This is a genomic window from Sporichthya sp. (assembly GCF_013815995.1).
GTDB lineage: Bacteria > Actinomycetota > Actinomycetes > Sporichthyales > Sporichthyaceae > Sporichthya.
Map to the genome: position 1 here is coordinate 1 of NZ_JACDFE010000115.1, position 13,711 is coordinate 13,711.

At 68.9% G+C, this 13,711-nt stretch carries 19 protein-coding genes and 1 tRNA gene; 8 read left to right on the forward strand and 12 right to left on the reverse strand.

Annotated elements, in window-relative coordinates; genetic code table 11:
• The 6 genes from H0X00_RS13740 to H0X00_RS13765 form a co-directional block, all read left to right on the forward strand.
• On the forward strand, positions 1-1,620 hold a 1,620-nt coding region (locus H0X00_RS13740), incomplete at its 5' end, for a prolyl oligopeptidase family serine peptidase (protein ID WP_293771884.1).
• Between the two features lie 139 nt (positions 1,621-1,759).
• Positions 1,760-2,092, forward strand: a complete 333-nt coding sequence (locus H0X00_RS13745; protein WP_293771914.1) for a metalloregulator ArsR/SmtB family transcription factor — start codon at positions 1,760-1,762, stop codon at positions 2,090-2,092.
• Entirely contained in the window at positions 2,019-2,222 is a 204-nt protein-coding gene (locus H0X00_RS13750; protein WP_293771887.1) for a hypothetical protein, read from the forward strand. Before H0X00_RS13745 ends, H0X00_RS13750 begins: the two co-directional genes overlap by 74 nt.
• A 142-nt stretch (positions 2,223-2,364) precedes the next feature.
• Positions 2,365-2,616, forward strand: coding sequence for a hypothetical protein (locus H0X00_RS13755; RefSeq protein ID WP_293771889.1), 252 nt, complete (start codon positions 2,365-2,367; stop codon positions 2,614-2,616).
• Positions 2,613-2,873 (forward strand): hypothetical protein, encoded by a 261-nt coding sequence (locus tag H0X00_RS13760; RefSeq protein ID WP_293771890.1) that lies wholly within the window; start codon positions 2,613-2,615, stop codon positions 2,871-2,873. Before H0X00_RS13755 ends, H0X00_RS13760 begins: the two co-directional genes overlap by 4 nt.
• 8 nt (positions 2,874-2,881) lie before the next feature.
• Positions 2,882-3,772 (forward strand): F510_1955 family glycosylhydrolase, encoded by an 891-nt coding sequence (locus H0X00_RS13765; RefSeq protein ID WP_293771891.1) that lies wholly within the window; start codon positions 2,882-2,884, stop codon positions 3,770-3,772.
• Positions 3,773-4,089: 317 nt separating this feature from the next.
• Here H0X00_RS13765 and H0X00_RS13770 read toward each other — a convergent pair whose 3' ends face one another.
• Positions 4,090-5,007, reverse strand: a complete 918-nt coding sequence (locus tag H0X00_RS13770) for an alpha/beta hydrolase (RefSeq protein WP_293771893.1) — start codon at positions 5,005-5,007, stop codon at positions 4,090-4,092.
• A gap of 448 nt (positions 5,008-5,455) precedes the next feature.
• Between H0X00_RS13770 and H0X00_RS13775 the strand changes: the two genes are divergently transcribed.
• Complete coding sequence (locus tag H0X00_RS13775) at positions 5,456-6,538, forward strand: IS110 family transposase (RefSeq protein ID WP_367186613.1); 1,083 nt, start codon at positions 5,456-5,458, stop codon at positions 6,536-6,538.
• A 458-nt stretch (positions 6,539-6,996) separates the two neighbouring features.
• On the opposite strand, the gene H0X00_RS13780 is transcribed toward H0X00_RS13775, so the two are convergent.
• From H0X00_RS13780 to H0X00_RS13820, 10 genes are all read right to left on the reverse strand, one after another.
• Positions 6,997-7,380 (reverse strand): DUF5615 family PIN-like protein, encoded by a 384-nt coding sequence (locus H0X00_RS13780; RefSeq protein ID WP_293771895.1) that lies wholly within the window; start codon positions 7,378-7,380, stop codon positions 6,997-6,999.
• Entirely contained in the window at positions 7,377-7,562 is a 186-nt protein-coding gene (locus H0X00_RS13785) for a DUF433 domain-containing protein (RefSeq protein ID WP_293771898.1), read from the reverse strand. The genes H0X00_RS13780 and H0X00_RS13785 overlap by 4 nt, the downstream gene beginning before the upstream one ends.
• A complete protein-coding gene (locus H0X00_RS13790; protein WP_293771900.1) occupies positions 7,474-8,700 on the reverse strand; it encodes a tyrosine-type recombinase/integrase in 1,227 nt (408 codons plus the stop codon). Before H0X00_RS13790 ends, H0X00_RS13785 begins: the two co-directional genes overlap by 89 nt.
• 88 nt (positions 8,701-8,788) lie before the next feature.
• A tRNA-Arg gene (locus tag H0X00_RS13795) sits at positions 8,789-8,864 on the reverse strand.
• Positions 8,865-9,014: 150 nt separating this feature from the next.
• Complete coding sequence (locus H0X00_RS13800; RefSeq protein ID WP_293771919.1) at positions 9,015-9,356, reverse strand: relaxase domain-containing protein; 342 nt, start codon at positions 9,354-9,356, stop codon at positions 9,015-9,017.
• 39 nt (positions 9,357-9,395) lie between these two features.
• The gene (locus H0X00_RS13805) at positions 9,396-9,770 is read right to left on the reverse strand and encodes a hypothetical protein (RefSeq protein ID WP_293771902.1); all 375 of its coding nucleotides are present in this window, start codon (positions 9,768-9,770) and stop codon (positions 9,396-9,398) included.
• Between the two features lie 181 nt (positions 9,771-9,951).
• Positions 9,952-10,389 carry a DUF3995 domain-containing protein gene (locus H0X00_RS13810; RefSeq protein ID WP_367186615.1) on the reverse strand — a complete coding sequence of 146 codons (438 nt, stop codon included), beginning with the start codon at positions 10,387-10,389 and terminating at the stop codon, positions 9,952-9,954.
• A 146-nt stretch (positions 10,390-10,535) separates the two neighbouring features.
• On the reverse strand, positions 10,536-10,667 hold the full coding sequence (locus tag H0X00_RS23875) for a DUF2933 domain-containing protein (RefSeq protein WP_367186616.1): 132 nt from the start codon (positions 10,665-10,667) through the stop codon (positions 10,536-10,538).
• 5 nt (positions 10,668-10,672) lie between these two features.
• Positions 10,673-10,891 carry a hypothetical protein gene (locus H0X00_RS13815; protein ID WP_293771904.1) on the reverse strand — a complete coding sequence of 73 codons (219 nt, stop codon included), beginning with the start codon at positions 10,889-10,891 and terminating at the stop codon, positions 10,673-10,675.
• Between the two features lie 304 nt (positions 10,892-11,195).
• On the reverse strand, positions 11,196-12,728 hold the full coding sequence (locus H0X00_RS13820; RefSeq protein ID WP_293771906.1) for a catalase: 1,533 nt from the start codon (positions 12,726-12,728) through the stop codon (positions 11,196-11,198).
• Positions 12,729-12,947: 219 nt separating this feature from the next.
• Between H0X00_RS13820 and H0X00_RS13825 the strand changes: the two genes are divergently transcribed.
• Positions 12,948-13,238, forward strand: coding sequence for a hypothetical protein (locus H0X00_RS13825; protein WP_293771909.1), 291 nt, complete (start codon positions 12,948-12,950; stop codon positions 13,236-13,238).
• Between the two features lie 100 nt (positions 13,239-13,338).
• Here H0X00_RS13825 and H0X00_RS13830 read toward each other — a convergent pair whose 3' ends face one another.
• The gene (locus tag H0X00_RS13830) at positions 13,339-13,500 is read right to left on the reverse strand and encodes a GPGG-motif small membrane protein (protein ID WP_293771912.1); all 162 of its coding nucleotides are present in this window, start codon (positions 13,498-13,500) and stop codon (positions 13,339-13,341) included.
• Between the last annotated feature and the right edge of the window lie 211 nt (positions 13,501-13,711).

The window sequence follows — 13,711 nt, forward strand, 5'->3', positions numbered from 1 at the left end:
GGCGTGGCCAGCACCGCCGAGATCGGCGCGGGTCCGTGGCAGGGGTGGGCCGCGGACGGGCGGGTGCTGGTCACCGAGACCCGGGAGATCTCCGAGGCGGTCCTGGTCGACCCTCGAACCGGTGAGCGGGAACCGGTGGCCTCCGGCCCGCTGCAGTGGCTGGTGGACCTCAGTGACGACGGTCGCTCGGCGCTGCTGCGCCGCGGCGGTCGCGACGCCCGCCGGCTGGTGGTGCTGGACCGGGCCACCGGCGTCGAAACGGCGGTGGACACCGGCGTGGGGCCGGGCACCGACGACTCCGGAATGTTCGGCGGGGACGGCGTTTCGGTGCTGGTGCGCAGCGATGTGGGCCGGGATCGCGCGGCGCTGGTGCTGGCCGCGCCTGGGGAGCCACCACGGGTGCTCGCGGAGCGGGCCGACGCCGAACTGCAGGCCGTGGCGGGCACGCCGGGTCGGACCAGCGCAGCCCTGTTGTGGGTCGTGCGCGGCGGGTCGTCCGCGCTGAGCACAATTGACCTGACGACCCATCAGCACCAAGCTGTCGCCGAGCCACCACGCCCGGTCCTGGACGACCTGCGGCTGGACCCCACCGGCACCCGGCTGTTGTTCACCGGGATGAGCTGGTCGGACCCGCGCGGCGTCTGGTCGGGCGACCTGGTCCGGGAATCGTTCCGCTACGTCAGCAGCCGGGAGACCCCGGTCGTGCACGCCTCGCCCGGGGCCGGCCCGGCTCTGGTCCTACGGTGCGATCTGACGCAGCCTCATGAAATGGACTTCGTCGGCCGTGACGGCACGCCGTTCTCGGGCTGGCTGTATGCGCCCGCCGACCCCGGGCCGTGGCCCACCCTGCTCTACCTGCACGGCGGGCCGGAGGCGCAGGAGCGGCCGGTCTACAACTCGCTGTTCCAGTCGCTGGTCGCCACCGGCGTCGCGGTGTGTGCCCTCAACGTCCGTGGCTCGTCGGGGTTCGGCCGGGTGTTCCGCACCGCGGACAACCTGGCCGGGCGCTTCGGCGCGATCGACGACGTGGCCGACTGCGTGCACCATCTGGTCGAGGTCGGCTGTGCGCGTCCCGAGGCCGTCGGGGTGATGGGCCGCTCCTACGGCGGGTATCTCACCCTGGCCGCCCTGGTGTGGCACCCGGAGCTGTTCGCGGTCGGCGTCGACGTCTGCGGGATGGCGGATTTCCACACCTTCTACCGGGACAGCGAACCGTGGATCGCCCAGGCCGCGGTCACCAAGTACGGCGACCCGGTCGCCGACGCCGACCTGTTGCAGGAGCTCTCACCGATCCACCGCATCGACCGGGTGCGCGCGCCACTGCTGGTGGTGCACGGCGGGCACGACACGAACGTCCCGGTCGGGCAGGCGCAGCAGGTGGTGGACGCACTGCGGCGACTTGGTGCCCCGCACGACTTCCTGCTCTTCCCCGACGAGGGGCATGAACTGGCCGGCACCACGAACCGGGTGGTCTTCGTGCGTCGCGTGGTGGAGTGGGTCACCGGGCACCTCGACCCGGGCGACGGGCGGCCGTTGCCCGTCCCGGCGGCCACGCCGGCCCGGTCGGGCAGTGATAAGCCGAGAGAGGTGAGTAGGTCCTCGACGCGGCCCCGGATCTGATCCCGGTCGGCCGAACGGCCTCGATGGCCTGCCGGCGGGGTCGCCCAGTCGATCGAAGACACTGGAGCCCAAGGTCACGCGCAACACCTTCGCCACGGTCCCTTCGGGCAACCACGGCTTACGCCCCCGGCCCTTCGCGATCACCCCGACGCCCGGCCGGACCCGCCTCGGCGAATCGGGCCCGCCACCGGCGCACCTAGCCGGCGGGCCGGCGCGAGTAGTCGATCTGGTCGACGAGCTGGGTCTGGCCCAATCCACGGTCTCCAAGCACCTGGCGTGCCTGCGCGACTGCGAACTGGTGAGCTCAGAGCCGGTCGGTCGAGCCTCCGTTTTCCGCCTGACCCAGTCCGGACTCACCGGGCTACTCGGCGCTGCTGCTGGAGGGGGCGAGCCGGCTGATGTTACGCCGCTACCTCGAGACGTGCGTGGCCACGGCGATGCGGGAGGGCAGGACGGGCGAGATCGTCGATGAGCTGATGGAGGCCCTGAAGTTCGACAAGCACACCTTCCGCGCGGCGCCCTCCACCGGCGCGGACGGTGAGGCGACGCCGGCCGAGATGGGCCTCGGTGCCGACCCGGTCAGGGCGGTGGCCCGTGCCTGAGGCCGCGACGGCACCGCGGTTCCGGCCTCCGCCCCCGGGCGTTGCTCGGCGGGAGTTCGCGGTGGGCGGGATGACCTGCTCCTGGCCCGAGCGCGCGCAGGACCGACAGAGCACTGCCACCCCAGCGAAGGAGTAACCAGTCATGCAACAGCTCCTCTACCTCCTGCCCGTGCTCGCCTGCCCCGTCGGCATGGGCGCCATGATGTGGTTGATGATGCGCGGCAAAGGCCGCAACCAGGACGCAGGCCCCGCGAACGCGGGTTCCCCCCACTCGCAATTTCCCTCGCCCGACACGGCGAACGAGATCGCCAGCCTGCGCGCCCAGATCGATCAGCTGGAGGCTGCCCAGCGCGATGCTGCTCGCGGCGCCACGCCGAAGGGAACCACTAGATGACCTCGCTGGTCCTGCCCCTGACGGCAACGGTGCTGGCCGGGTTGCTGACCTATTTCTGCTGTGTGCGCCCCATGCGGCAAGGCCGCTGTGCCATGGCCTCCCCGGGCGGATCGGCCGCGTCCTCGCCCGCCGAATCAATGCAGCGCGCTGAGCTGGCGGAGTTGCGGGCGAAGGTGGACATGGTGCGCGCGCTCAACCCGGCTCGATCGGTCGTGCTCTCCAGCGGTACGTTGCCGGATTCTCTCGGCGACGTTTGAGGAGTTCCATGCGACGCCTGCTGACGGCCGCTGTCGCCGTCGTCGTTCTCCTCGCCGGCTGCGGCGGCTCCTCCGATTCGGGTGCGTCGACGGCGGCAGCCGATGAGGATCCCGGTTTCGGTCATGTCCACGGGCTTGGGCGTAATACGGGTGACGGCGGGGTGTATGCGGCCACCCATTACGGGCTCTTCCGCCTCGAGCCCGGCAAGGATCCTGTCCGCGTTGCGGACCGTGTCCAGGACACGATGGGCTTCACCATCGCCGGCCCGGACCTGTTCCTCGGCAGTGGTCACTCCGCCCCGGGGTCGGGGGGGCCGGGCAATCTGGGCATGATCCGCAGCACCGATCGCGGCCAGACGTGGACGGCGCTTTCCTTGGAAGGCCAGGTCGACTTCCACGCGCTCACCGCCACTGGGTCAACTGTGTACGGCTGGGACTCCGGCTCCGGTACGGTGCTGCGCAGCGAGGATGCAGGCGCCTCCTGGCAGCGTGGCGCGACGCTGGATGTCGCCGATCTCAGCGTCGACCCGACGGATCCGCGGCGCGTCCTGGCCACCGGCGCGCAGGGTCTGCTGGAGAGCACCGACCGCGGTGTCAGCTTCGCCCCGGCACAGGTGCAACCGCCGGTGGCGCTGGTGTTTGCCGACCATCCGCGCACCGGAGGGTCCTCAGGGCCCTCTGCCGCCGGTCGCTCATCTTTGGCGGGCGTCGACCCGTCCGGCACGATCTGGACGCGATCGGGTGACATGTGGTCGCGGTCCGGACGGCTGGACGGTGGCCCCGAGGCGTTCACTGCTATCTCCGACACGGACTTCCTCGCCGCCACCGAGACAGGAGTGTTCTCCTCCGCAGACGGGGGCCGCACATGGACGCTGATCGCGAGCACGACCAGCACGTGATGCCGCCCCCCGGTGGCGAACGGGTCGACTGGCGCGACCCGGTCCCTGGCTGTGGAGTCATAGCCGCACAGGCGGTCGTGGACGGCGGGGGCATGCCGATTGCGCTGACGTGAACGGCGTCGCACAGCCGTACATCACTGGAGATCTACTTCAAGATCGCCCTGACGACCGCTCAGGACACATACGAAGAGATCAGCGCCAAAGCTCCCCGTGTAACCACCTGATCAGCGAAAGCTCCGCCGTTTGTACTTCATCGCGCCAGCACTACCAACAGGCCGACCGCGGCCGACAAGAGTCCGGCCCGGTTCCCGCCGCGGTCAGTCCGGGACGGTCGACAGGAACTCGCCGAGTACGCGAGCGGCGGTGCGGGGCACGTCGGCGTGGTAGTAGTGCCCGGCGAACGGCAGCAGCACCGGGTCGTTCGGCGCGGTCGGTAGGTCGGCGGCCAGCCGGGCTCCCCAGGAGGGCATCAGGAAGATGTCGTGGCCGGCCCACATCACGAACGCAGGTTTCGTCCAGGACCTGAGCGTGGGTACCGCGTCGATCGTGTACCGGGGTGACTGGGCGCAGATGTAGCGGCACCAGGCGTCCAGGTCGGGGCCGCCGGCGCGTAGCTGGGCGAACCAGTCGTCGGCGAGCGCGGTGGGTACCGGCCCGCGCACGAAGGTCTGCTTGAACGGCCAGACCTTGGTGAACGGGATCTCGGCGAGCCGGGTGCGTCCGAGCACCCCGAGCGGGCGTGGCGCTTTGGCGAGGGTCATCAGCACCGCGATGGCCGGCACGATCCAGTTGTCGTAACAGACGACGTCGCTGAACGCGACAGCGCGGATCCGCTCGCCGGCCCGCTTCATCATCTGCATCCCGTGCGCGCCGCCCTGGTCGTGCAGGACGAGCAGCGTTTCGTCGATCCCGAGTGCGTCGAGCAGTTGGGCGAGCATGTCGGCCTGGCCGGGGCTGGACAGGTCGGCCCCGGCGTTCGGGCGGGACTTCCCGAGGCCGAGCAGGTCGGGCACGATGCAGTCGTAGTCGCGGCCGAGGTCGCCCAGAAGCGGTTCCCAGAGCCGGGCCGACGTGGGGACTCCGTGTACCAGCAGCAGTGGCGGCCCGCTTCCGTGTCGCAGATAGGTGACCTCGCCGCAGGGCAGCGCCACGCGCTGTCGGGGCAGCGTGCCGATCGCCATCGACGGTTGCTCCGGCGCCGGGCGCTCCCAGCGCGGGTTCTCGAACAAGCCCATGTCTCCACCCTAGTTTGGAGGACGGTCGACATCGTTGACCCTTCCCTCTACAGGCTCCTGGGCTTGTGCAAACGCGCCCTGCGGGCACAGAAAACCTGCGCATCGACCACGGCGTTGCCCATGACTCCTACGAACGGGAGGTGACTTTGAGATGAGCGACGAGCACAGCACCTATGAGGAGATCGCCAGCAAACGCCGCGGCACCGCGGAGTGCCGCGAGGGTTACGCCGAAGCCCGGCGAGCATTCCTGATCGGGCAAGCAGGCCCGGCCAAAGGAATCACGGCGGCGTGCCCCCGGGCAGAATCGAACTGCCGACACCCGCTTTAGACGGTATGTGGCGACCGGCTCATCAGGGCCGGTTGCGGGCCGGGGCCTCGCTCACGAGATTCGTGGGTTACCGAGCAGGGGCTGCCTGCTCGGCCTATCCAGCATTCGTGGGAGGCCCCGGTGTTCACAGAGCGTACGAGTGTCGGCCTGGACGTGCACGCGCGATCGGTTGTCGCGGCGGCGATCGACGGTGTGACGGGCGAGCTTGTCCAAGCGAGATTGACCCCGTCGCACGAGCACGTCCGATCGTGGCTCGGTGGCCTGCAAGGACCGGTCGCGGTCGCTTATGAGGCTGGTCCGACCGGGTTCGGTCTGGCGCGGTTCTTGGGCGCGGCCGGGGTTCGGTGTGAGGTCGTGGCGCCGTCGAAGCTGCAGCGGCCCAGCGGTGATCGGGTCAAGACCGACGCCAGGGATGCGGTGCATCTGGCCCGGTTGCTGCGCCTGGATGAGTTCACCGCGGTGGCGGTTCCCACTGTCGATCAGGAGAACGCCCGCGATCTGGTGCGGGCCCGCGAGGACGCTCGGGGGGACCTGATGCGGGCTCGGCATCGGGTCTCCAAATTCCTGCTGCGTCAGGGGATCGTGTATTCCGGCGGCGATGCGTGGACCGTGACTCACAACGTGTGGTTGCGTCGGCAGCGATTCGATTCGCGTGCGTTGCAGACGACGTTCGAGTCAAACTACGAGGCCGTCCTGGCGGTCAAGGCCCGCCGGGATCGACTCGACGCGGCCATCGCCGAGGCGGCCGCGAACAGCGAGTTCACCCCGCTGGTGCGCAGGATTGGTTGCCTGCGCGGGATCGGTGATCTGACCGCGCTTGCGCTGGCCGTCGAAATCGGGGACTGGCACCGCTTCGCCGGCAACACCATCGCCGCCTTCGTCGGTCTCGTTCCCTCCGAGCATTCCTCTGGGCAGTCCCGGGTCCAAGGCTCGATCACCAAGACCGGCAACACCCATGCCCGACGACTGCTGGTCGAGGCGGCCTGGCACCACCGACCCCGCTATCGCGCCGGCAAGGCCCTGCGCGCTCGGTGGGAACTCGCTCCGCCGGCGGCGCGTGCGCGTGGAGATGCCGGCAACCAGCGGCTGCACGCGCGTTGGAACGCCTTCGACGCCCGCCACAAACGGCACGTGATCGCCAACGTCGCGATCGCGCGGGAGCTGGCTGGCTGGTGCTGGTCCCTGGCCGTACTCGAGGAGTAGCGCACCTGAGCCGGCTTCGTCGCCGAACCAGAGGAAGCAGCGCGTGGAGCGACCCGCGGCCCTCCTATGAGCGGCCCCTTCAAAATGGCCACGCTCGATGATTAGACAAGCGGTCCGCTCCTGCCGAAACCCCGTCCTGCGGTAATCAACCCGCGCATATCAGTCTGACCGCGCGTCGCCAACGACACGCTCTCCAACGGGACCTCGACGAAGCCAGAGGCGCCCGCCCCGACAACGCGGGGCGGGCGCCTCGCCCTGCCACTTGACAGGAGTCGCCTACATATCAGGAGGACGGTCGACATCGTTGACCCTGCCCTCTACAACCTCCTGCGGTTGCACTCCGACCCTCTACAACCTCCCTGGACGACTGTGGTTGCCGTGGTTTCATGCCACGTTTCATGCCACGGGAAGGGGCGCGGGTGGGGGAGCGCATGTTCTGAACGGTCGGATCCGGGGGACTACCCCTGCTCCCGGTCCGTGCCAAGGGGGAGGGCGCGCACCCGGATCCGGTCGTCGAGGATCACCACGATCGCGCCGTGCTCGAGCGCTTGGTCGAACTGATCCAGGTTCGCCAACAGCAGTTCTGCCAGCACAGTGGGTGCCACCTCACGGCCGCGGTAGAGGACCACACTCGGTAACGGCGCGTTGGTTCGCGCGAGAAGTTCACCAAAATCGGTGTCCGCGGACACCACCACGCAATTCCTGACGCGGGCCGCTGCCATGACCGCGTCATCCGACTGGCCGGCCATGCCGAGAACGCTCACGTGGACGGCGTCATGGCCAGCGTTCCGCAGAACTGCTGCGATCGTCGGCGACAGGCACTCGTCGACGAGGAAGTTCATGCCGTCGGGCGCAGCGGAAGCTCTCGTTCGGCGACTGCGGCAGCCGCGTACAGCAGTGCCTCGTGCACGTCAGCGGTGGACAGTTGGGGGAATTCAGCGACGATTGCGTCGGGCGTCTCCCCGGCGGCCACCATCTTCACGATGCGGGTGACCGGGATGCGGGTGCCTCGGATGCAGGGCACGCCGCCCATGATCTGGTGATCGACCGTGATCCGCGAGAAGTCCACAGGGGAAGTGTAGCCAGGGCTGGGTGGGGCGGGATTGGGCACTTCGCGCCTGGCGGGCGCCGAAGGCGATCAGCTCGGAGGCGGAGTAGTGCCGGAGAGAGTGCAGCCGCTTGCTGCGCAACCCGACGGTCGTCGCCAGCCGGCCGTACCGCTGGGTGATGCTGTGGGGGAGCAGCGGGGTGCTTCGATCCGGTGCCGAGGAGAACACGAAGGCGTCCACGGACAGTCGGACGCCGATCGCCGCGCATTCCACCGCGCATCGATCCTTGTAGGCGGTTAGTTGCTCGACCGCGTAGGGGTCGAGAGCGACCCGGCGCCGCTGATTGGTCTTTGTCTTCTTCTCCAACAGCCCCCAGTGGCTGCGTTCGATGGTGATGGACGCTCCCGCCAGATCGACGTCGGACCAGCGGAGGGCGCAGATCTCCCCTCGGCGCCAGCCGAGGGTCATCGTGAGGAAGAGCATCAGCGCCCACTCCGGGTCGCGAGCGGCCTCGTCCAGCAGCGCACGCGCCTCCTCCGCCGTCGGCGGATCCGGCTCGCTGCGGCCGAAGGCCGGTGCCTGGGCCAAGGCTGCGCCGTTCACTGCGACGTAGTTCCAGCGCACGGCGCGGTCGAGTGTCGCCCGCAGGATGAAGTGGATCTTGCGCACCGTGTTGGGCGACAGCGGCGCACATTCGTGAGACGCGCGCGTCGGGCCGTTGCACAGCTCGCGGCAGTTGAGCAACCGGGCGTACAGCTTTTCCAGCGTCTCGGGATCCAACGCCGCCAGCTGCAGCTTGCCGAGGACCGGGTTGATGTACAGCCGGATCAGCTGGTCGTAGCGCTCGCGGGTGCTCGCCTCGTGACGGGTGACCTCCAGCCACTGCTCGACGGCGGCAGAGACCGTGATCGACGCCCGCGAATGCCGACGCTCGTCGACCTCGTTCTGCAGCTTGGTGAGCAGCTTTTCGGCCTCACCCCGGGTTGGCGCCGTGCGCTTGATGTACCGGTCCCTGCCGCTGATCGCGTCCGCGCCGGCAAAGACGATGGCCCGGAACGCACCATTTGGCCGCTCTTCGATGTGCCCTCGCGCTCGACGCTTCTTCGTCGCCATGACGGCAGCGTACGCTCGTTCATTCCCATTTCCATTCCCACAAGCTCTGATCGGAGGTCTTGAGGAACGGATATATGCAGCTCAGAGGTGGTGCCCTCGGGCAGAATCGAACTGCCGACACCCGCTTTAGGAGAGCGGTGCTCTATCCCCTGAGCTACGAGGGCGGGGTCCGTCCATCCTGCCATGCCGCACCGCGTCCCACCTGCGGGGATGCCGGTCGGGGCCCCGAATCACGTGGACGGGATTCGGGTAGGCGACCGGGGCCCCCTCGGGGCCAAAAATCAGCAGCCGACTACCGGGGCCAGGTCAGGTGATCACACCCCCATGAACGCGGAGAACGCCCCAGGAAGGTCATCACCGATGCCGTCGAGTTCGTAGGCCCGCGGTCCGCGGTCGCGGTAGCCGAATCTGACGGGCAATCGGGTGGCAAGCAGGTCGGCGAACGTCGTGTCGTAGATCTCCGAGCACGCGACGGCGGCTTGATGCAGGACCTGCCCATCGACCGCGCGCCATTGCCCGTCGGGGCCTTGGACTTTGTTGGCGATGACCAGGTGGGTGTGCAGATTGGGATCGCCGCCGGCGCGGGTGTCGAAGTGATCGAACGCGGCGGCGATCGCGCCGCGGCCCGGCACCCGGATCTTCGAGCCACTGCCCAGCGCGCTCGCGCGCGAACGTGATCGCGAGCAAGCGCCCGATCAAGGTGTCAGCGGCTGCGCGAGCTTCGGGCAGCTCACCCGATGTGCGCTGCCTACCACGCCGTAGTAGTTGAAGCGCGCCTCGTAGCACGCAGTCACCGGATCGGACCGGCTGAAGCCGCTCAGCGAGCCCGGGTCGTGAAAGCGGAACACCATGCGGGCCAGCGGATCCTCGATCTTCCCCGGCTTCAGCTGCTCGGCCTCGAGCACCGCACTTTCGGCTTCATTGCGGGTGAAGTAGACCGCCGCGCGGGTCAGGCCTTCGGCGGAGCTCTGGTGCGGTGAGCTGAGCTGTCGCATCAGCCGCTCGGCCGCGCGGTCGGTCGAGCCGTTGCCCACTGCCGATGCCGACGAGCAGGATGCGACGACGGCCACCAGGACGAGGGACCAGATCAGTCGGTCAGGGCGCATGGACCACTGGGGTCGGACGGCGGGCGAAGACGAACGCAGCGCCGCCGCAGGCTCCGATGGTGAGGCCGAGCTTGTTGTGGTTCATCGCCCTAGCCTGCGCCGCCATCCGGGTTTGTCGGGAATGTGCCGTGCATGACCTCGCCGTTCAGCGCAAGTCCCACCGTCTTCCGGCATTCCGGGCGGCGAGGCCAAGGAGGACGCCCCAGAGGAGGAACCATGGCTCCCACAGCAGGAGCCGCCACCACAGCACGCTGGAGGCAACGGGTTCGTCAGGGGTGATGATGTCGAATCGCACCAGCGCGACGGAGGCGGTCTGGAGTCCACCGTAGAGTGCCAATGGGGCCGCGGCGCCCCAGGCGGCTCGCAGAAGCCAGCGCCCGGGAATCCTGCGCACCCAGCGCCGGATCAATGCCATGGCCAGCACGCCGCCGGCGACCTTCCCGATGGCCATGGCCCACAGGATCGTCACGAACGTGGCGTCGCGCGCCGTGGCCATCTTCTCGATGGGGCCGCCCAGTGTGTGTACTCCAGCCATCCCGCCGGCAGCCCAGTAGAAGCTCACGCCCGCAAACACAAACGCCACCGCCGCTGCTGCATACGCTGGCCAAGAGCCGGCGGGAACGCGTCGACCCGTCGGTTTCGTTGCGTGGTCCTCCCGGAATACGGCACCGGCGACCGCACCTGTACCGGCGGGCGCCGTGAAGCCGTTGGCCTCGGGCTCGAGGTGTGTCAAAGGGAGTGTCGTCTCCAGTGCGGTGCGGGGGTGGTCAGGGTTGCGCGTGCACGAGGACGCTGTTCCATCATGAAGATCATCATCAGCGGGCGGGCCAAGATGATCAGCAGCGGAAGGTAGTTGCCCATCGTGCTCACCGCCCGCTACGCGACGAGGACGAGCCGCCGGTGTGCAGCGGCTCACGGCTTCGGGTGAACTCCGCACCGTCGATCTCGCCACGGGCGAAACGCTCGGCCAGCAGCGTGTCGGCGCGATCAACTGGCGTCTGGCCGCGGTCTGACCGCAGGCTGCGGCTGACCCACACGCCCAGGGCGATCAGTCCGCCCAAGCACAGGATCATCAGGGCGCCCATGGCGACCCAGTCACCGGGCCCCATCCACTGTTGCCCCAATCCATCATGAGATTCACCTCCTCGCGAGGCTCGGGAGCTTTCCGCGAGCCCTCACGAGGACACCGTCGTCCTCCGATACCCCGCGGGGCAGGGCGAAAAGTCCCTATCCGCACGGCCAACGGATCCGACGCGGGTGGACCCTGCTACCCAACCGGTCAGGAACGGGTCTTGCTCCGCGCCTCACCCAACCGACCCTGGTCCTCCACGGCGCGCCGCCCCGATCGTCCCCCCGATCATCGGTCGGGGCGGTTCGGCTCCCGGCTGATCAGGCCTTGGCTTGCGCCGAGTCCCGGGCCGGGTTGGCCTGCTTCGCGGCCTTGGGGTCCATCTCGCCTTGCTTGGCCCGGACGCCGGCCTCGACCTTGTCCCCCAGGTTCTTGTCGACGTGGCGCCAGTAGTCGAAGGCGCGCAGCAGCACCGGTTCGCTGACCGCGTTCAGCAGGTGCCCGACGATGTTGTCAACCAGGCGGTCCCGGGCCGCATCGTCCAGGACCTCGCGCACCATCGTGCCGGCCTGGCCCCAGTCGTCATCCTCCGCGTGCAGGGAGTACGCCCGGCGCATCAGTTCGCCGTCGGTGGCCCAAACGGCCTGGTCGGGATAGCGCTCGGCGTCGGCAAGAGGCCCGCCGTAGGAGTTCGGGGCGTAGACCGGGTCGCGGACGGAGTCCATCCGCATCGCGCCGTCCTTGCTGTAGCTGTTGACCTCGCAGTGCGGCCGGTTGACCGGGATCTGCTTGTAGTTCACGCCCAGGCGCGCGCGGTGCGCGTCGGAGTACGAGAAGCCGCGGGCCAGCAGCATCTTGTCCGGGCTCAGGCCGATCCCGGGGACCAGGTTGTTCGGCTCGAAGGCGGCCTGCTCCATCTCCGCGTGATTGTCCGTCACATTGCGGTTCAGGGTCATCGTCCCGACCGGGATCAGGGGATAGTCCCCGTGCGGCCAGACCTTGGTCAGGTCGAACGGGTTGAACCGGTACCCGCGGGCGTCCTCGAAGGGCATGATCTGCACCTTCAGCGTCCAGGACGGGTACTGCCCGTCGCGGAGGTGCTCCCACAGATCCCGGGTGTGGTAGTCGGTGTCGACGGCGGCCATCTGATCGGCCTCGTCCTGGGTAAAGAACTCGACGCCCTGGTCGGTGATGAAGTGGTACTTCACCCAGAATTGCTCGCCGGCGGCGTTGACCCACATGTAGGTGTGGCTGGAGTAGCCGTTCATGTGCCGCCAGGTCCGCGGGATGCCGCGGTCGCCCATCAGCCAGGTCACCTGGTGCGCGGACTCGGGGGAGAGGGTCCAGAAGTCCCACTGCATGTCGTGGTCGCGCAGGTTGTTGTCCGCGCGCCGCTTCTGCGAGCGGATGAAGTGCTGGAACTTCAGCGGGTCGCGGATGAAGAAGACCGGGGTGTTGTTCCCGACCATGTCGTAGTTGCCCTCGGGCGTATAGAACTTCAGCGAGAAGCCGCGGGGGTCACGCCAGGTGTCGGGGCTGCCGCGCTCACCGGCCACGGTGGAGAACCGGGCGACCATCTCCGTCTGCGTCTGCGGCTGGAACAGGACGGCCTTGGTATAACGGCTGACATCGTGGGTGGTCGTGAACGTGCCGTAGGCGCCGCTGCCTTTCGCGTGCGGCTGGCGCTCGGGGATCCGCTCCCGGTTGAACGCGGCCATCTGCTCGATCAGGTAGTGATCGTGCAGCACGATCGGGCCGTCCGGCCCGACGGTCAGCGAGTGCTCGTCACTGGCGACCGGCATCCCGGCGTCGGTGGTGGTGGGGGGAACGTGGGCATGGTCCTGGCCGCTCATTGGTCCTCTTCCGTGGGAGCGGCGGGCGTGCCGCTTGCTGGCATCCTTCCCCGTTCGGCGAGGCAGGAACGCGATCATCGAGTTCGTTGTCGACCGGTACGGCCTCCAGCTCCGGCAGTCGTGTGGCCCCGGGACGCCGGGTTACCGTTGCCCAGCGGTACGTGCTGAATCGGGGGCGGGACCGGAGATGCGGACGCACCGAGCGAGTCGCCAGGATCCTTGCTCGTCCTGGCCCGCCCGCTGACTGGGTGGAAGCTGGCGCTGGTGGGCGCGATGTCGGGTGCCGTCGCGCTGATCGTCGCGATCCCGCCGCTGGGGCACGACGTGTTCCTGCTCGACGTCACGCCGCTGCGCCTGGCGATCGCCGGCGTCCTCGGGGCCGGGGGAGCGGTCCTCGTCGAGCTCACGCACCGCAGCATCACCCTGCTGGTCCAGCTGGGCGACCGGCGCGCCGGCCGGTGCGAGCCGGTGCAGGCGCCGCCTGAGGTGGCCGGGTCCCGGCACAGATGAGTAGACCGCACCGTCGCGAGGCGATTCAGGGCAAGAAGAGACCCCGGCACTCGGGCGGGAGTGCCGGGGTCAGCCGAAAATATGACGGGCTTTCAGAAGGTCAAGCTCGTGCGCTACGCGAATTGAAGATGGAGTAGCCACCGGGGCCGACGGCGAGGCCGACGACGATCAGCAGTACTCCGAACAGAATCTGGCCCTGCATCAAGTTGATGGCGCCGCCGACGACCAGCAGCACCGCGACGATCCACAGTAGTAATCCCATGGCCGAAATCTGCCCGCCGGCCCAGGTCTCGAAACGCTTTCACCCGGGGCCGTGTTCGGGGTCACGCGCGAACCGGACAAGCCGGGCGTCAGCGCATGGCCCAGCGGATTCCGCGCACCAGCGCGTGCCCGCCGAGCGGCACCGCGGTGGAGTCCGCGCCGGGCAGCCGGGGCAGCCATAGCTCGCGCCGCGCCCACCCGGGCAGCAGCGC